This window comes from Chitinophaga sp. (assembly GCF_036569185.1).
GTDB lineage: Bacteria > Bacteroidota > Bacteroidia > Chitinophagales > Chitinophagaceae > Chitinophaga.
The window spans coordinates 1-17783 of record NZ_DATCRD010000071.1 but is presented as its reverse complement, the minus strand read 5'-3'; the positions used below and the strand labels follow the sequence as shown (position 1 = coordinate 17783).

General features: G+C 44.9%; 19 protein-coding genes. 10 read left to right on the top strand and 9 right to left on the bottom strand.

Translation table 11 applies throughout. The features are described from left to right. Positions 1–523 precede the first annotated feature (523 nt). The 7 genes from VIM72_RS05030 to VIM72_RS05000 form a co-directional block, all read right to left on the bottom strand. Positions 524–2035: a M28 family peptidase gene (locus tag VIM72_RS05030; protein ID WP_332001774.1), complete on the bottom strand. Its 1512-nt coding sequence runs from the start codon at positions 2033–2035 to the stop codon at positions 524–526. A gap of 133 nt (positions 2036–2168) precedes the next feature. Continuing rightward, positions 2169–2627, bottom strand: a complete 459-nt coding sequence (rpiB, locus tag VIM72_RS05025) for a ribose 5-phosphate isomerase B (protein ID WP_332001773.1) — start codon at positions 2625–2627, stop codon at positions 2169–2171. A gap of 30 nt (positions 2628–2657) precedes the next feature. Further along, complete coding sequence (tatC, locus tag VIM72_RS05020) at positions 2658–3515, bottom strand: twin-arginine translocase subunit TatC (RefSeq protein WP_332001772.1); 858 nt, start codon at positions 3513–3515, stop codon at positions 2658–2660. A gap of 599 nt (positions 3516–4114) precedes the next feature. Then, positions 4115–5386, bottom strand: coding sequence for a hemolysin family protein (locus VIM72_RS05015; protein ID WP_332001771.1), 1272 nt, complete (start codon positions 5384–5386; stop codon positions 4115–4117). A gap of 42 nt (positions 5387–5428) precedes the next feature. After that, entirely contained in the window at positions 5429–5998 is a 570-nt protein-coding gene (gmk, locus tag VIM72_RS05010) for a guanylate kinase (protein ID WP_332001770.1), read from the bottom strand. A 101-nt stretch (positions 5999–6099) separates the two neighbouring features. Next, on the bottom strand, positions 6100–7410 hold the full coding sequence (gene murA / locus VIM72_RS05005) for a UDP-N-acetylglucosamine 1-carboxyvinyltransferase (protein ID WP_332001769.1): 1311 nt from the start codon (positions 7408–7410) through the stop codon (positions 6100–6102). Further along, positions 7407–8126, bottom strand: coding sequence for a DUF4290 domain-containing protein (locus VIM72_RS05000; protein WP_332001768.1), 720 nt, complete (start codon positions 8124–8126; stop codon positions 7407–7409). Before VIM72_RS05000 ends, murA begins: the two co-directional genes overlap by 4 nt. Before the next feature lie 141 nt (positions 8127–8267). On the opposite strand from VIM72_RS05000, the gene VIM72_RS04995 reads away from it, so the two are divergent. Together VIM72_RS04995 and VIM72_RS04990 are read left to right on the top strand one after the other, a co-directional pair. Further along, on the top strand, positions 8268–9020 hold the full coding sequence (locus VIM72_RS04995; RefSeq protein ID WP_332001767.1) for a glucose 1-dehydrogenase: 753 nt from the start codon (positions 8268–8270) through the stop codon (positions 9018–9020). Positions 9021–9129: 109 nt separating this feature from the next. After that, complete coding sequence (locus tag VIM72_RS04990) at positions 9130–9837, top strand: alpha/beta hydrolase (RefSeq protein ID WP_332001766.1); 708 nt, start codon at positions 9130–9132, stop codon at positions 9835–9837. Positions 9838–9843: 6 nt separating this feature from the next. On the opposite strand, the gene VIM72_RS04985 is transcribed toward VIM72_RS04990, so the two are convergent. Together VIM72_RS04985 and VIM72_RS04980 are read right to left on the bottom strand one after the other, a co-directional pair. Further along, positions 9844–10773 carry a tryptophan 2,3-dioxygenase family protein gene (locus tag VIM72_RS04985; RefSeq protein ID WP_332001764.1) on the bottom strand — a complete coding sequence of 310 codons (930 nt, stop codon included), beginning with the start codon at positions 10771–10773 and terminating at the stop codon, positions 9844–9846. Positions 10774–10836: 63 nt separating this feature from the next. After that, positions 10837–11304 carry an Lrp/AsnC ligand binding domain-containing protein gene (locus tag VIM72_RS04980; RefSeq protein ID WP_079471223.1) on the bottom strand — a complete coding sequence of 156 codons (468 nt, stop codon included), beginning with the start codon at positions 11302–11304 and terminating at the stop codon, positions 10837–10839. 517 nt (positions 11305–11821) lie between these two features. On the opposite strand from VIM72_RS04980, the gene trmB reads away from it, so the two are divergent. The 8 genes from trmB to VIM72_RS04940 all read left to right on the top strand — a co-directional run bounded on the left by trmB (position 11822) and on the right by VIM72_RS04940 (position 17652). Further along, positions 11822–12529, top strand: a complete 708-nt coding sequence (gene trmB, locus VIM72_RS04975) for a tRNA (guanosine(46)-N7)-methyltransferase TrmB (protein WP_332001763.1) — start codon at positions 11822–11824, stop codon at positions 12527–12529. Next, positions 12501–12704 (top strand): DUF5522 domain-containing protein, encoded by a 204-nt coding sequence (locus VIM72_RS04970; protein WP_332001762.1) that lies wholly within the window; start codon positions 12501–12503, stop codon positions 12702–12704. Before trmB ends, VIM72_RS04970 begins: the two co-directional genes overlap by 29 nt. Further along, positions 12631–13062, top strand: a complete 432-nt coding sequence (locus VIM72_RS04965) for an MGMT family protein (protein ID WP_332001761.1) — start codon at positions 12631–12633, stop codon at positions 13060–13062. Before VIM72_RS04970 ends, VIM72_RS04965 begins: the two co-directional genes overlap by 74 nt. A 44-nt stretch (positions 13063–13106) precedes the next feature. Next, on the top strand, positions 13107–13550 hold the full coding sequence (locus VIM72_RS04960) for an IPExxxVDY family protein (RefSeq protein ID WP_332001760.1): 444 nt from the start codon (positions 13107–13109) through the stop codon (positions 13548–13550). Positions 13551–13635: 85 nt separating this feature from the next. Then, complete coding sequence (locus VIM72_RS04955) at positions 13636–13866, top strand: 4a-hydroxytetrahydrobiopterin dehydratase (protein WP_142684778.1); 231 nt, start codon at positions 13636–13638, stop codon at positions 13864–13866. Positions 13867–13886: 20 nt separating this feature from the next. After that, positions 13887–15971: a histidine kinase gene (locus VIM72_RS04950; RefSeq protein WP_332001759.1), complete on the top strand. Its 2085-nt coding sequence runs from the start codon at positions 13887–13889 to the stop codon at positions 15969–15971. Between the two features lie 34 nt (positions 15972–16005). Next, positions 16006–16761 (top strand): LytR/AlgR family response regulator transcription factor, encoded by a 756-nt coding sequence (locus VIM72_RS04945; protein ID WP_332001758.1) that lies wholly within the window; start codon positions 16006–16008, stop codon positions 16759–16761. A 255-nt stretch (positions 16762–17016) separates the two neighbouring features. After that, positions 17017–17652 (top strand): TetR/AcrR family transcriptional regulator, encoded by a 636-nt coding sequence (locus VIM72_RS04940; RefSeq protein ID WP_332001757.1) that lies wholly within the window; start codon positions 17017–17019, stop codon positions 17650–17652. Positions 17653–17783 lie beyond the last annotated feature (131 nt).

The following is a 17783-nucleotide window of genomic DNA, read 5'->3' as shown; positions in this document are numbered from 1 at the left end:
TTCCACTATTAGCGCTGAAATTGAAATATGGCAGGGTATACCATTACGTGCTCCAAACATTTCCGTTTTTCAACATTCTGAACAACAAGGATTATTATAATCAAATACTACAGTCGTGCGTCTAGGTGTTTCCGTCGCAACATCGATTAATAGGGCACAAGGTTGCTCTCCTTGTGGGGTGTTCTCTTGAAATAAAAAAGGTGGCAGGTGTTTTCATACTGGTAAGTTTATATGGTTACAGATAGCAGAAGGCCGGTTCGACGATTTCCACTTGATCCTATAAATACCGATTGAACAACAACAGCTTAGTTAAAAATGTTTAATTGGGGAGGCCCTCCTAAAAATAATAGCCTTATTACACTCACAAGCAAATCTTGTTCATCCGTTCATTCAAATGCAAAAAAGATTATATAAATCTAAAACAAGGACTCTTTACACAATTTAAAAAATTTTGTTAAGAAAAACAAAAAGGTTTTAACCAGGCAAAAACAGCGTTTTTTACGGAAAATTAAAAGGAATCGGGCTACTTTTCGTGCCTGTCTACCACCAGTTTTTGCTCGCGGTTGGCAATTTCCCAGGCCGTGTAAAAAACAAGGCGGGCTCTTTTTGCCAACAGGTTATAACTGATTTTTTCCACGGTATCGGTAGGTGCGTGATAGTCGGCGTGTGTGCCATTGAAATAGAAAATAATCGGGATACCATGCTGGGCAAACATGTAGTGATCAGACCGGTAGTAAAATCCTTCCGGGTCATTGGGATCGTTGTATTTATAATCCAGTTTGAGGTGGGTATAGGTATCATTGGCCTTTTCATTGACAGGCCGCAGTTCAGAACTGAGTTTATTATCGCCGATTATATACAGGTAGTTGGTATCTTTTTCATGCGCCGGGTCAATGCGGCCTATCATGTCGATGTTCAGATCTGTTACTGTATTTGCCAGCGGGTAAATGGGATGTTCGGTGTAGTACTGTGAGCCGAGCAAACCTTTTTCCTCACCGGATACTGTCATGAATACCATACTTCTCCTGGGGCCGTTACCGGCCTTTTTTGCGCGTGCAAAGGCAGCAGCAATCTCTATCACAGCACTGGTGCCTGATCCGTCGTCATCTGCCCCGTAATAGATTTCATTGTCTTTTTTACCAAGATGATCATAGTGAGCCGTTACAAAAACAATTTCTTCTTTTTTATCGGTGCCTTCCAGGTAAGCCAATACATTGGAGGGCTGAAATACGGTGGCAGCTTTATCAAAAAAAAGATGCACCGGTATTTGTGTAATTGCCGGCGGGTTCCAGCCCCTGTCTATTTCCCCGAGGAGATTATCGCCTTTGTCGGTGTTGAGTATATCGGCAGCCAGTGCGGGTGTTATATAGTAAATGTTTGGCCCCGGGGTAGTGTCTTTCTGCCAGTAAAGCCCGGTAGTGTGTAATCTTTTTTGATCCAGCGAGCGGTACCTGCCTGCTGCAGGGCTGATGATGAGCAGAGCGGCCACTCCTTTTTGCCTGGCGATAGTTATTCTCTCCTCCAGGCTGCGGCGGTCGCGTTGTAAGCCTTTCCGTATATCATCCCGGATCATCACTGCCTGGCCCTTTACTTCCATATCCCGGTAATCGTTGCGATCTGCTGTTACTGTTCCTTCGCCGGCATAAAATACACGGGATAACTGCAGGTCCTGTTTGTTGGAGGAGCGCAGATCAGCGAGAAAGTCCTCTGCAAATGAATACGTTTTATTCCTTACAGTGATAGTGCTTTTCAGCAAGCTATCTGAATAAATGGGATAATGTTGTTCCCATTTACCGTTGGCACCGGGTTGAAGCCCCGCAGCAGAGAACTGGCTGATAATATAGGCTGCGGCCCTTTCCTGCCCGGGTGTAGCGGTTTCCCTGCCTTCCATTTCCGGGCCTGCAATAATATGCAGTTGCCGGCTAAGACCGGCAGCTGTTATGCTTTCACCATATTTTGCGGCCACCCCGTTATTGGTTTGTGCCTGTGCAATATTTATCAGCAACAGAAAAGCGACAGCAAATGGAACTTTCATGATTGATTTTTATGACCGGGTTCATCTATATAAATCTATATAAATAAAAAGAGCCGGTTGGAAGCCGGCTCTTTAATATTACTACAATTTCGTGTATTCGTTACAGTAAAAAATGATATATGGTTTAAAACCATTACAGGCAAACCATTTTACGTACCCGGTCCTGGTGGCGGCCACCTTCAAACGGGGTGCTGATAAACATCTCCACCATCTGGTTGGCAACGGGAATATCCACAAAACGGGCAGGGATGCACAGCACGTTCGCATTGTTATGTGAGCGGGCCAGCCGCGCAAGCTCTTCTCCCCAGCAGATGGCAGCCCGGATGCCCTGGTGTTTATTGGCAGTAATGGCTACGCCATTGGCACTGCCGCAGATCAGGATACCGAAGGCAGCCTGTTCTCTTTCCACTGCTGTTGATACCGGGTGCGCATAGTCAGGATAATCCACAGAATCTTTTGAGTGGGTGCCGTAATCTTTTACCTGCAGGCCTTTCGATTCCAGGAAAGAGATCACTTCTTCTTTATATTCATATCCTGCATGATCGGATCCGATAGCCACGGGCAACGTCAGGTTAAATACGGTATTTTCCATTTTCAATTTCTTGTTTGCTGTTAGCGATAATTAAGACCATTCTTCCACGTCGGTTTTGGCCATGCTGTCTTCACGTTCTTTCAGCGCTTTCTTCGATATAAAGATACTGATTTCATACAGACAGTATAAGGGCACAAATACAATGAGCTGATCTATCAGGTCGGGCGGCGTAATAACAGCGGCCAGGATCAGGATCACCACAATAGCATGTCGCCTGTAGGATTTGAGGAATTCCGGTGTGAGGATACCGAGTTTGGTAAGGAAAAACACCAGGATAGGCAGCTCAAACAGGAGCCCCATCCCCAGTACGATCTGTGTCATCAGATCGAAATAATCATCTATAAAAAACTGGTTTACTGCTTTTTCAGTTACCGTGTAAGAAGCAAGGAAGTTGATAGTAAAAGGCGCCATGAGGAAATAGGCAAATGCAATTCCCAGGAAGAACTGGAAAGACACCCAGAAGATCACTCCCCTGGCTCCTTTGAGCTCTTTTTCTTTCAGCGCTGGTTTTACAAATCGCCAGAACTCCCAGAAAATGTAAGGGAAGGCGCAAACAAAGCCGATAATGAAGGCCAGTTTAAATTGCAGCATGATCTGCCCTACCATCTTATAATTCAAAAACTGGACCTTTACAGGCGTAATACAGAGCTGATCTCCCAGGCCTACCCAATGACTGATTTTGCATAGCGCCACATAGGAAGGGAAGCTGGCGTTGGTGGGTCCGAAAATTACATTATCCAGAATTTCCTGTGTATATAAAAAGCCGAATACGCTGAATGCAACGAGTGCCAGGGCCGATCTGACAAGGTGCCACCGGAGGTCTTCCAGGTGGTCAAAAAAAGACATTTCTGCCTTATCCTCATTGCTCGCGAACAATTTCTTTAACATACTTTATACGGATCGAACGATGTTGAATACAGTTTCTTATTAAGGATCACAAATATAGCTGTTGCACACTACAAATTACAGTGCACCTTGTATAAAGTACCCTATTTTAATATTGCTTTAAGCAAAGCATTGTTTATACCTGAAGCATGTACGTAAAAAGAGAAGAAAAAGTGGAAATGAGATGTGATAAAAAAAAGAGCCAGCCCGAGAAGAATCAAGAGCCGGCCTTTCATCCATTGTTTGTTAACCCCAAAAAAGTTGAATTCGAGAATGTCTTTAGCTTCCAGTTAAACTACTTACCTAATTGATGGCAAGCGTTCAGAATAAGTAAGAATCCCTGGTTGCGTTCTATATTGTAATACAAAAATAACAAGAATTATTTTATTATCAATGTTGGAACACTTTTTTTACAACCTTTTAACAAAAATCAAATCATTGTGTTACATCATCTGAAGCAAATGTATACAATCCGTGTTAAATTCCTACTACTTTTTTTAAAAACGTTTTAGCAAAATTGTTATTGAATGGTTAATCTTTACATTACGCAAATAAATATATCATATTATTATCTGATAAGTCAACCAGTTTAACGGTGAACCCTATGCTAACATTTTCATTTTCACCATTTCGATCCTGGTATCCGTAACATTCAGAATATCAAACTCATAATCGTCGATTATAATGCGTTCTTTGATCTTCGGAATAGTTTCATGATGATTGATAATGTACCCTGATAAAGTTTCACTTTCATCCTCAGGAAAGTCCAGCCCATATCTTTCATTCAAGTAATCGAGCTCTAATCTTCCTGAAAAAATATATTCTTTTTCGGCGATCTGCTTCTCTACAAATTCTTCTTCATCGTGTTCATCCTTAATTTCACCAAAAATCTCTTCCAATACATCTTCAATCGTTACAATGCCGGCTGTTCCGCCGAACTCATCTACTACCCATGCAATGCTTTTACGTTCTTTATTGAACTTGCTGAGCAGGTCGATGGCGCTCATTGTTTCAGGCACAGCCAATATAGGATGAATAATGCTTTTGATATCCGCCGGATTTTTAAACATATCCAACTGGTGGATATAACCTAGTATATTATCGATACTTCCTTCGTAAATAATGATCTTAGATAGCTTGGTATCCATAAATTTACTCCGGGCATCACTGAGCGGCCGGTGAATTTCCAGCGCTTCAATTTCCTTACGGGGAATAAGGCATCCGCGGATTTTTACATGGGCAAGCGACAAAGCATTCTCAAATAGTTCTGTATTCAGCTCCTGGTTGTTTTCCCCGAAGTGTTGCTGCGACTGCCTGATAAAATGCTCCACATCCACACGGGTAAATGATTCACCGTTTTCCACGATACGGACATTGAATAAATATTTCAACATCCATTCCGAGAGGGAAGCGAGCACATTACCGATCACATACAGCGGCTTGGCTACTATTGATACCGGCAACGCAAAGAAACTAAGCAGAGTTTCCGGGCGTGACCGGAAAACGGCCCTGGGAATAAAAAAGCCCAGGAACAATACCAGCAGGGTGGCCAGTATTATCTCAATAAAGATAATAAAAGGTTGTACGCTGGCGGAATCAGGCTTCCGCAGAATAGTATCCAGCGCCGGCTGAAATACGCCGGCCACAAGAATTCCATAGATGACTATGGTGATCGTAAATCCTACCAGGCTGGTAGCCAGGAACCTGCTGGGATTTTCATTCAGACTGGCTAATATTTTGCCAGTAGTCCTGCCCTGCTTCTTTTTGAGCTCAATGCTAAGTTTGTTAACATTGGCAAAGGCAGCTTCGATACCTGAAAAGAAGCCTGCCAGCAATACCAGGAAAACCAAAATAATTATTGTGTATCCGTCCATCCTAACAAAAATAATGAATTAGGAAAACCAACGATCACGTCGCTATTTTATATTTAAAAAATCTGTTACCAGCTTTTTTACCTCTTCATATGCTTTTTCCAGTTCATCGTTCACCACAATCTGGTCAAATTCATGGGAAAACGACAGCTCATAGCGGGCTTTAGCCAGTCTTTCATCCAGGGAGGCCTGTGTTTCAGTGCCTCTTTCACTGAGTCTTACCCGTAGTGCATCTAACGATGGTGGCTGTATGAAAATGGTGAGTGCATTGCTGTGATACTTTTCCTTGATAGAAAGTGCGCCTTTTACATCGATGTCTACCATTGGTACCTGGTTATTATTCCAGATACGCTCCAGTTCACTTTTAAGGGTGCCATAGTATTTTCCGGCGTACACCATTTCATATTCCGCAAAAGCATTTTCTTCTATCCGCTGGTGAAATTCATCGGCCGACAGGAAATAGTAGTCTTTTCCGTGCACTTCACTGGCGCGCGGGGTACGGGTGCTGGCGGAAATTGAAAAGGCCAGTACCGGCATATTAGCCAACAGTTTTTTTACGATAGTGGTTTTACCGGCGCCGGAAGGAGCCGTAACGATGATGATCTTCTTTTCCATTATTAATTACAATCAGGGTAGCGGTTACTTCAAAAGCAAAACCCAAAAACCAGTAAAATGTTTTGCTGGTATTTGGGTTCTGAAGAAGTATGAACAGGTGTTTATACTCTCTTTATATCTGCCCCCAGTTTTCTCAGCCTTTCGTCGATGTACTGGTAGCCACGGTCTATCTGGTCTATATTCTGAATAGTGCTTTTTCCTTCAGCGCTGAGTGCAGCGATCAGCAGGGATACGCCGGCACGGATATCGGGCGATGACATGGTGATACCGCGCAGGTTATGCTGGCGGCCCAGCCCGATCACAACAGCACGGTGCGGATCGCATAAAACGATCTGTGCGCCCATGTCTATCAGTTTATCCACGAAAAACAGCCTGCTTTCAAACATCTTCTGATGGATCATCACGCTGCCTTTTGCCTGTGTAGCCACTACCAGCACGATGCTGAGCAGGTCTGGTGTAAAGCCGGGCCATGGATGATCGGAGATAGTAAGAATGGAACCATCCAGGAAGGTCTGTATTTCATAGGAATCCTGGGAAGGGATATAGATATCATTTCCCCTGATCTCCATCTGAATACCTAACTGTCGGAACTTTTCAGGTATAATACCGAGGTTATCCACACCGGCATTTTTGATCGTGATCTCGCTCTGCGTCATGGCTGCCAGGCCAATGAAAGACCCAATCTCGATCATATCGGGAAGCATGCTGTGCTCGCAGCCGCCCAGGTATTTTACGCCTTCAATGGTGAGCAGGTTGGATCCTACGCCGCTGATGCGGGCGCCCATGCGGTTCAGCATTTTGCAAAGCTGCTGCAGGTATGGTTCGCAGGCTGCGTTGTAAATAGTGGTGGTGCCTTCCGCCATTACCGCTGCCATTACAATATTGGCTGTACCGGTAACGCTGGGCTCATCCAGCAGCATATAAGTACCTTTGAGCCCTCCGGATGTTTCCAGCCGGAAATAATTATCGTCCGCATCGTATACAAACCGGGCGCCCAGTTTCTCGAAACCGATGATGTGGGTGTCCAGCCTGCGGCGGCCTATTTTATCGCCGCCGGGTTTGGGAATGAAGGCGCGTCCGAACCTTGCGAGTAGCGGACCTGCAATCATTACCGAGCCTCTCAGGCGGCCTGATTTCTTTTTAAATTCGGGGCTTTCCAGATATTTCAGATCTACTGCATCTGCCTGGAATTCGCAGGTATCCCTGCTGATACGGTTTAATTTTACGCCGGCATCTCCCAACAGCTCTATCAGCAGATTTACATCTACGATATCCGGAATATTAGTGATAGTAACCTTTTCGGGGGTTAGCATCACGGCACTGATGATTTGTAAAGCTTCGTTTTTGGCACCCTGGGGTATAATTTCTCCCTTTAAGCGGTTGCCGCCTCTTACTTCAAAAGCACTGCTCACTTGTTCCTGTTTTTGTTGTATTTGTTATTGTGCTTGTTGTTATTGTCCCGGCTTTTACCGCCGCTGTTGCCGCTATTGCTGCTTTTGAACTTGTTTTGCTGGAAGTTTTTGCGCTTGTTGGAGCGGAACTGTTCACTGGCGCCAGCTACATTACCGGTTTGGGGGAAGTTTACGGGGCCTGCAGCATGGGCAGTATGACCCGGGTGGTATTCCAGCTGGTTGTTGGTGATGGCCATCAATTCGGCCTTGATAGCATCGTCATGTACACTTTCTTTGTGCCAGTTGCTATATGCCAGCTTCATATAGTTACCGATACACTGGGTAAACCCTTCTTTCTTTTCAGGATTATTTTCATGTACCGCTTTATCGATGATCATTTCCAGGTTTTTGCCGAAGTGGCGGTTCCTGGGATATTTTTTCGGATAAGGAAGTTTATCGGGCTTGGCTCTCAGCTTTTCGATGGTGGGGATTGGATATGGGGACTCCACATTCAGGGTAAAGCCGGAGATATTAAAGATATGATCCCATAATTTATGCCTGAAGTCTTCCACATTACGTAAATGCGGGTTCAGTGTACCCATCAGCTCTATTACAGCCATAGCATTACGCTGGCGCTCTTCGTCGTCTTTTATGGTTACCAGGTACTCCACCATTTTCTGGATATTCCTGCCATATTCCTTCATTATCAGGTAATTGCGCGTGGTATTATATTCCATTACTAGTATTTAAAAAAAATTGATTTGATGATGGGACATCTTAAGTGAAGAAAATTAATCGGCAACATCTATGCAAACATAATAAAAAAATACGAGGAACATTTCATCGGGCTGTATTGTTTATTAATGCAAAAGCATGTTATGGAGCAACTGAAAAACAAGGTGGCGCTGGTAACAGGCGCAGGTTCCGGTATCGGCAAATGTGTGGCAGAGCTGTATGCAGCCAATGGAGCGGGTGTGGTGATCAGTGATATTGATGAAAAAGGTGGCAAGACCGTGGCAGAGGGGATCAGGAACAAGGGCGGCAGGGCTGTTTTTATAAAGTCGGATACCAGTAGTCCATCCGATTGCGAGCAGCTGGTGGCCCAAACCCTGGCGGAATTTAAACAGCTGGATATTGCCTGTAATAATGCCGGTATTGGTGGTGCGTCGGCTCCCACCGGTGAATACAGGCTGGAAGACTGGCAAAAAGTTATCAACATAAATCTCAATGGCGTTTTTTACGGTATGCGATACCAGCTCCCCGTGATGGAAAAAGCCGGTGGCGGGGTGATTGTAAACATGGCCTCTATCCTGGGGGCCGTTGGTTTTGCGGGCTCCTGTGCCTATGTGGCTGCCAAACATGGCGTGGTAGGGCTTACCCAGGCAGCCGCAGTGGAATATTCCGCCAAAGGCATCCGGGTCAACGCCGTGGGACCGGGATTTATTGAAACCCCATTATTAACCAAACATCTGAGCCAGCAGGAGATGCAGGCACTTGTAGGCCTGCATCCCATAGGCAGGTTAGGCAAGCCGGAAGAGGTAGCAGAGCTGGTGTTATGGCTCAGTTCTCCGCAATCATCTTTCGTAACCGGTAGCTACTATCCCATTGATGGAGCATACCTGGCCAGATGATTTGGTTATGTTGTTTTTCGAGGTATTCCAGGGAGATAAAAATCTTATCTCCCTGAAAAATTCAAACAATCAAATCTGCATTTCCCGAAATGTTTGCTAGTTTTAGTCAATGCAAACACATAAACTCCCCATACTTTTTTTACATGGCGCCCTGGGCGCTGCTTCTCAATTTGAACCATTAGCGGCGGCAATGTCTGAGCACTACGACGTACACCTGATCAATTTCAGCGGGCATGGCAATGTGCCTTTCTCCGAGCAGGGGTTCAGTATACAGGTATTTGCAGCGGAAGTACTATCCTATCTCGAAAGCCATCAGCTTGATTTTGTGCACATTTTCGGATACAGCATGGGCGGCTATGTAGCCATGTACCTGGCAAGGCATTACCCGGAAAAGACCGGGCGGGTGATTACGCTGGCTACCAAATTTAACTGGAACGAGGCTACCGCCGGTAAGGAAGTACGGCAACTGAACCCGGACCTGATCGAGGAGAAAGTGCCGGCTTTTGCCAGGACGCTGGAGACCAGGCATACTGCGGGCAACTGGAAAACGGTGGTAACGCGCACTGCCCAGCTGATAGAAGAGCTGGGGCACCAGTCGCTGCTGAAACCGGCCGATTTTGCCCAGGTAGTCTCCCCCTGTATGCTGATGATGGGCGACCGTGACAACATGGTGTCTTTCCAGGAAACCATTGAAGTATACAAAGCCCTTCCGCTGGCGCAGTTAACGGTGATGCCGGATACGGCACACCCGTTGGAAAAAGTGGATGTGCCGTTGCTGGCATATTATTTAAGAAGATTTACAACACAGCATATCTGACATCATTTACTCGCCCATAGCGATCTTGCCCCAGTTATTAAGCTCTTCTTCCGTCCATAGTGCCGGGAAGAAAACGATGCGTTTATTTTTCGGGGGCAGGAATTGCTGCCAGTTGGTGCCACCGGTAGCAGCAATATCTTCCGGTCTTTTATGCAGGTATCTTACCGCTGATTTGTAGTGCATAAGCGGCCAGCGCACATTTACATTGAGATCGTATTCCTTTAGCAGCGGAATCAATTCCGTTTGTTCTGCGGGGCTGAGCTTATTATAGCTGGCAAGCAGGTTACTGTCTTTATACCGTGTAGCCAATTGCAGGAAGGTATCCATATATTTCAGCTCAAACTGGCGCAGGGTAAGTGTTTTTTTACCGGTAGCCAGTTCCGTGGCGCCGCTTCTCCAATAGATTTTGTCCAGTACCTCTTTTAGGTCCAGGCCTTCTACTTCCGGACGCTGGGGCTCATACACCAGGTTATTCAACCGGGTAGAGCAGATCTCGATCATGCGGAATTGCCCGCTCTGGAATCCACTGGCGGGTAACAGGGCCATGCGGAATTGCAGGAACTGCTCCTTATCCATCCCATCTACCATTATTTCAAATGAGCTGATCAGACTGTGGAAATAATTGTTGATCCTTTTAAGCTGGGTTTTAAATATCTCAGCTGTCAGTACAGGCGCGAGGCTGATTTGTTCAATCGCCTGCAGCGATAATTTCAGATACAATTCCGTGATCTGGTGGTAGATGATGAAAATTCTTTCATCAGGAATCGGTGTGCGCGGATGTTGCAGGTTGAGCAGCACATCCAGCTGAATATAATCCCAATAGGTGAGGTAGTCCGCATACAGAAGGCCATCCAGGTAAGATGACAGGTTCTGGCCCATGGCGGCATACTTTTCTTCCAGCCGTTGAATTTTCTCGGCAATTTCTGTTGTAACCATAGCGAAAATTAATCATTAAGAATGAAATAGCAACAGGGTGAACTCTCCATTCTTAAAAACCAATTATTCCACTACGTTAATTGTCCGGTAGAAGCTTTCTTCGAGCGAGATCAGGGTTTCAGTTCTTTCTATACCTTTTATTTTCTGTAATTCATCGTGGAGGATGCGGCGAAGCTGGGTGATGTCTTTACAGATGATTTCTGCAAACATGCTATAGCTGCCTGTTGTATAATTAAGACGTACCATTTCAGGGATTTTCCTCAGTTCTTTGGCTACAGTATCATACATAGAGCTCTTTTCAAGATAGATGCCGATAAAAGCGATCACATCATAGCCGATCATTTTTAAATCTACATGTAATTTAGTACCTTTAACTACACCCAGTTCTTGTAATTTCTTCATTCTCACGTGGATAGTCCCGCCGGAAACGAATAATTTCTTCCCCAGGTCGGCGTAGGAGATCTCAGCATTAGACATCATCTCGCTGATAATCTGCAAATCTAGTTTGTCAATATTCAAATTGTGGCTCATTTTTACAATTTGTTTTTGAATGTTTTAAAGTTATATGCAAATATTTAAAAAATATCGAAAATTCCAAAATTCTTCTTAAAAAATTTGCAAGAAACTCACCTTCTCTTTAGATTTGCATCATAATCATTACAAAAACGGCTAACGAAAAGCAATAGCTGGTAACGGTTTGAACACATTGTGGGATGATGAAATTGGCAGACATGCCCTCTTGTCTCGGGGGTGGGGATCACAGGATAAACGTAGTATAATTGGGTTGACCACTAATCTTACTTGTGCTATGGCTAACTGCCCCGTGGAGGTTCGACTCCTCCTCCTACAGCTAATTGGTTTAAAGAGCTCGTAAGTGATCATGCTTACGGGCTTTTTTTTATTTTATATCACGACGTTTCATATTTTATTTAATATAAATATGAAGTTATCATGCAGCAACTACTATTGCCCGGCATGTACCCCTGCAAGAGCATTGGTTCCCCTTACCCTTCTCCCATTCAAAAAAATCACCCTATTTTTGCCGCAAATGGGACAAAAAAAATTACAACGATTTGCTGAAATCGAAACCTTCCCCAATGTATTGATATACCCGGAAGGTATGCAGGGAAAATGGAATGAATTCTTTAAAAACAACCACCCTGTTACATTAGAGTTGGCCTGTGGTAAAGGAGACTATACACTGGGTATGGCCCGGCTGTTTCCTGAACAGAACTTTTTAGGCGTGGATCTCAAAGGCAACCGTATCTGGAGAGGCGCTAAAACCGCCCTGGAAGAACCGCTGCCAAATGCCGCTTTCTTACGTACACAAATAGATAAGCTTAATAATTACTTTGCGCCCGGAGAAATAAAGGATATCTGGATCACTTTCCCGGACCCTTTCCTGCGCAATTCCAAATCAAAGAAAAGACTGACGCATCCCAGGTTCCTGCAGCTGTTTCAGCCCTTACTGGCGCCGGGAGCCACTATTAACCTGAAAACAGATTCACCGCAGCTATATGCCTTCACACAGGAGGTGATTACCGCGGCGGGATGTACGCTGATAGAAGACATCCCGGATGTGTACGCATTACCCGAAGTACCGCCATTGCTGAAGATCCGGACCTTTTATGAAGGAATGCACCTGGCAGATGGCAGAACGATCCGTTATCTTAAATTCCAATTGCCTGCTGCTCCGTTGAACTGGCAAAGCATTAAACTGCCTTCAGATGAAGCAACCGTTGGTGGAGAAGATTGATTTTTACTATAATGCCCAGGGCTATATGGTATTCACCGAAAAGTTTCACCTCAACCGGGGCTTCTGTTGCGGCAACGGCTGTAAGCACTGTCCTTTTGATTATGAAAAAGTACCCGAACCCGAAAGATCAGCACTCCTTACCCGCAGAAGGGAAGAAGGAAAAGAAGGCCACTGAGCCTGTTTCTTTTTTTGAAACAGTTTTTAAAATTGCGCGTACCATACCGCGGGGCCGGGTTACCTCCTATGGCGCCATTGCCGATGCTTCCGGTTTAAAACTTACCGGCCGCATGGTAGGCTGGGCAATGAATGCAGCCGGCAGCGCCAAACCGGCAGTTCCTGCGCACCGCGTGGTAAACAGCAAAGGAGAGCTAAGCGGACGGAGTCATTTTGCCACTCCTACCCTGATGCAGGAATTACTGGAGCAGGAAGGCATAGTAGTAAAAGAAGATAAAATAGAAAATTTTAAAGCCGTATTTTGGGATCCGGGACAACCAGCTACACCTTTGAAAAAGGGCAGTAAAAAGAAAGTATAAATATTTCAGACAGCATCCGGCGGGGTGAAGCACTACGTTTCTATATGACAATACTCAAGCTGAAACTGGACCATGACCAATTGATAGAGGACTTCTTCGACAGCTCCTACATTATAGGCATTGCCTCCACCGCGCGGGATTATCAGTTGTGCTGGCATATTAACCGGCAATTGCACACCAACTTCCGGGTAAATAATAACCTGGAGATCACCCTGTCGAAAAAAACAAGATCCTTTCATTTCCCTGTATTTGATTTTCACGAACCAACCAACTCGGTAGCACACTATCTTTATAACAACCGTTGCCAGGCAGAATTTCTCCTGCCCGAACTGAAACAGATCAATTTTCTGTGGATGGTAAAGGGCGATTACTATCAACCAGGCGATGTAAAAAAATTATTAGAAGAATTACGCCTTGTTCCGCTTGTACAATTAGTATCTTTACTTGATATCCGGGATATCAAAAATAAGATGAACCTTATTTTTTAGAACAGGCACTACGCATCAGCGGTAATATTTTTGACCAGATTCCATGACAGACCCCGACGTTTTACTTTTAAATTCCTGATTTTTTATGTGGGAAGAAAGAAACAAACAGCTTTACCGGGCTTTTGAATTCAAAGATTTTCGGGATGCATTCGCATTTATGACCAAAGTTGCACTGATTGCAGAAAAAATGGACCATCATCCCAACTGGAGCAACATTTATAATAAAGTGGAAATATTCCTGTGCACCCACGATGCCGGTGATATCATCACCGCTAAGGATGAAGCAATGGCAAAAGCTATTGACAAATTGTTATAACCAAACTTATATTACACTTTGTGAAGCGCATTATTCTAATGCTGCTGTTGTATTGTTACACTGCAGGATCCTTTGCCAATGTTGATCATACCCCAGTAGATACACTGATAGCCGATACCGCTTTCGCTCCTGCGAACCTGGATCTGCGGCCTTTTATATACGTGCTGACAGCTGATCAGCAGCACCTGACGCCGGAGCAGGCTGCTGCCATGCCTTTTACCCGGCAGGAAAACATCTTCCATAATAATCCTAAAAATAACGGGCGGGTAAATAATTGCTGGTTAAGGCTTACCATAAAAAACCGGGGCGATAAGGCGTTGTCGTGCCACCTTTTTTCCGGCTGGCACGACTATATGTACTGGTATTCGCAATCGCCGGGCGACAAGCCCAGGCCGCTCATGCAAACGGGTTTGATGCTGGATGATGGCGGCGTGGAAAGATGGGCCCACTATGCCTTTGCAGTACAGGTGCCTGCCGGTGGGATACGCACGTTTTACCTGCACATTGTCAATAAATCGTACAATGAAGGCCCTCTTATGCCGGCGCTTTTCAGTACCGAAGCCTATAGCGCTTTCCGGGATCAGCAGCTGAATGGCTTTCGCAAAGAAGCGGTAGTGATCCAGGTATTGCTGGGTATGCTCCTGGTATTCTTCAGTATTTCCGTTATTAACTATATCCAGCTGCCCGACAGGTCGTATATCTATTTTGCAGCTTATATCCTGGGGCTGATCCTCTTTTTTGCCCTGCGACTGGAAGACAAGCCCTACCAGTTGTCTTTTTTCCACCGCTGGCCAATGCTGAAATATTACTGGGATATTCCCGGCCTGCTGTTTTGCTTTTACCTGATGTACCTCCTGTTTGGCAATGCCTTTCTTAATCTTACCGAAAGGTATCCCTTTATGGAGAGAGCCTTTACCTGGGTAGCCGCTATTGTAGGCGGACTGATTATTTTATGCGTGTATTTTATCAGGATAGGCCAGTACCAGATGCCCACCATTATATACAGCTATGTGTATTTTGTAACACTGGTGCCCCTGCTGGCTGTATTTGTGGCGCTGGCGCGGCGTTCCCGCCATCATCCGCTGGTGCGGTTCTTCCTGTATGGGTCGGTATGCTTATATCTTGCCTGCCTGGGTTCCTTCCTGATGCATGTGCGGCCACTGGGGCTGCTCAGCGCACTGGGCGAACTGGCAGCCCCTACTATCCTGCTGATAGGCGGCGTGTCGCTGCAGGCCATGTTTTTTCTTGCCGGGTTAAGTTACCGCAATAAACTGGTGCACCTGGAAAGAACGCGCACACAGGAACTGCTGATCAAACAACTGAATAAAAACAAAGAACTGCAGCGGAAGCTGAATGAGCAACTGGAAGAACTGGTAAAAGAGCAAACCACTGAGATACTGCGCAAAAAGCAGGAACTGGAAGAGCAGCGGAAAAAGCAACTGGAAACAGAATACGATAAAAAACTGACGGAAATTGAGCTGAAGGCCATCCGTGCACAGATCAACCCTCATTTTATTTTCAACTGCCTGAATTCTATTCAACTGTTTGTAATGCAGCGGGATTATGAGTACGCACAGAAATATCTTTCCGACTTTTCTTACCTGATCCGCAAAACGCTGGACTTCTCCCGGCGTAATTTTATATCCCTGGCAGATGAAATTACCTATCTGAATACTTATCTTGGACTGGAAAAGATGCGGTTTGAAAACCGGATGGAGTATGAAATAGTGGTAGACCCCGTGATTGCCACTGCCGAACTGGAAATCCCCGCAATGCTGTTGCAACCTTATGTTGAAAATGCTGTAAAGCATGGCATGACGAACCCCCAACAGCCTACAGGTAAGCTTTCCATTTATTTTAACCAGGTGGCCTCAGATATGCTGGAGTGTGTAATAGCAGATAACGGAATTGGCATTGCCCGTTCAAAGTCGCTGCGTATGCTGCCAAAGCATCACCAGTCGTCCGGCATGGAAATAAGCCAGAACCGCGCTGAGTTACTGAACAAAATGTATAATACAGAAATTCATATAGAAATTATTGACAAGTCATCTGAAGATGAGTCCAACAGCGGCACGATAGTAAAGATCCTGATCCCCCAGTTATAGTTAGAACAGTGTATCCGTTAATGTTACTTTTTTTATGATAAAGGCTATTATAATAGATGATGAAAGAAACAGCCGGGATATTATTGCCCTGATGCTTGGTAAATACTGCCCCGGAATTACCATTGCCGATATGGCCACCGATTGTGCGGATGGCATAGAAAAAATAAAGGCACATCGTCCCGAGCTGGTATTTCTTGACCTTGAAATGCCCGATGGTACCGGCTTCGACGTACTGGCCGGCACCCTGCCTGATATCCCTTTTGAAGCGGTATTTGTTACTGCATTTGAAAAGAAGTTCCTTCATGTGATCCGTTTCAGTGACGTGGAGCTGATACTAAAGCCTATTGATAAAGAAAGCCTGCTGCAGGCCGTGGCACTGATAACAGAACGGATTAACACCGGTGGCAGTAAAGACCGTTACCGCGTGTTGCTGGAAAATTTCAATAACAGTAAGCCTGTAGCCTGGCAGCTGTTGATCCCTGCCACCAACGGGAAGGCGCATACCATTAATATTCCGGCCATTGAATACCTGGAGACAAAGGGCGATAACTGCGCATTTATGTTAAGCTCCGGTGAGCTGATCACGGCTGTACAATCGTTCCGTTACTATGCCGATTTGTTTGCCTCCCTTCAGTTTTACCAGATCAATAACAACCAGATGATACAGCTATCCAACATCAGCCGGGTGGATGGCCCTTCCGGCAAAGTATTGCTGAAAGGCGGCACTACATTGGATATCAGCGAAAAACGGCAACGCGATCTGCTGCATAAAATGGCGCATCCCCAATAACATGATTTCGTATATCCATTAGCGGTAATTATATATTTTCAATTTTTCCGGGAAGATGTTTTCGATTCAGTTAACAATTTGCCAACGTTTTTGTGAACGTGTAACTATTTCCGTGACTTTACCTTCGTTTTAACGGGTTGCGCGGAGAGTACGTAACAATTTCTTAACAAAAAAATTTGGTGGTTTTACTTTTGGTTGTACATTTGACCCGCAAAACGAAATAGTCAAACAGTCAGTTTCGCTTGCAACAACACTATGGCAGAACAGGACCTGAAACGAACAATGATTCTGGAGGCGGCGTTAAAGCGCTTCAAGCGGTTTGGGTTAACTAAAACTACCATGGAGGAAATAGCCAGGGACCTGGAAATTTCAAAAGGCTCTTTGTATTATTATTTTTCCGATAAAGAATCCATCTATGTGGCGGTGGTAGAGCGTATGATAGCCGATTGTTTTATTGACATGTCGGCATATGTGGAAGAGGCGCCATGTACTTCAGATATTGTGAACCGCTACCTGGCACTGAAGGAAAAAATGTTGCTGGAATATCATTTCCTGTTTGGCGTAAACGAATGGATAAAGGATGTTCCTTCCAGCCGGATGCGACAAACGATTGAGTTATTGCAGCAGGTAGAAATTTCCTTCCTTTCTGCTACCATTTCAAAAGGGGTAAGCAGCGGGGAGCTCAATAAAGACACGGATACGGAGCTCACAGCGCAGCTGCTGGTAAATGTATTATTCGGCTTATGGGTAATATGGTGCAAGTGGCAGGCGGCGGGCTTTGACCCATACGACCGGGAAGCGCTGAAATGCTTTATGGATCGCGAAAAACAAGTACTCACCATTTTTTTTAATGGTTTAAGATATCGACCAAACATCAACAAGGATTGCTAGAATGTATGTAGAAGAAACAATAACACAGGAATAGTTTTAATGAATATTTAAATTTAACGACAGATGAAAAAGTTGATTGTAATGGCCGCAGTAGCACTGTTCGGCACTCAAGTAGCAAAGGCCCAGTTTTC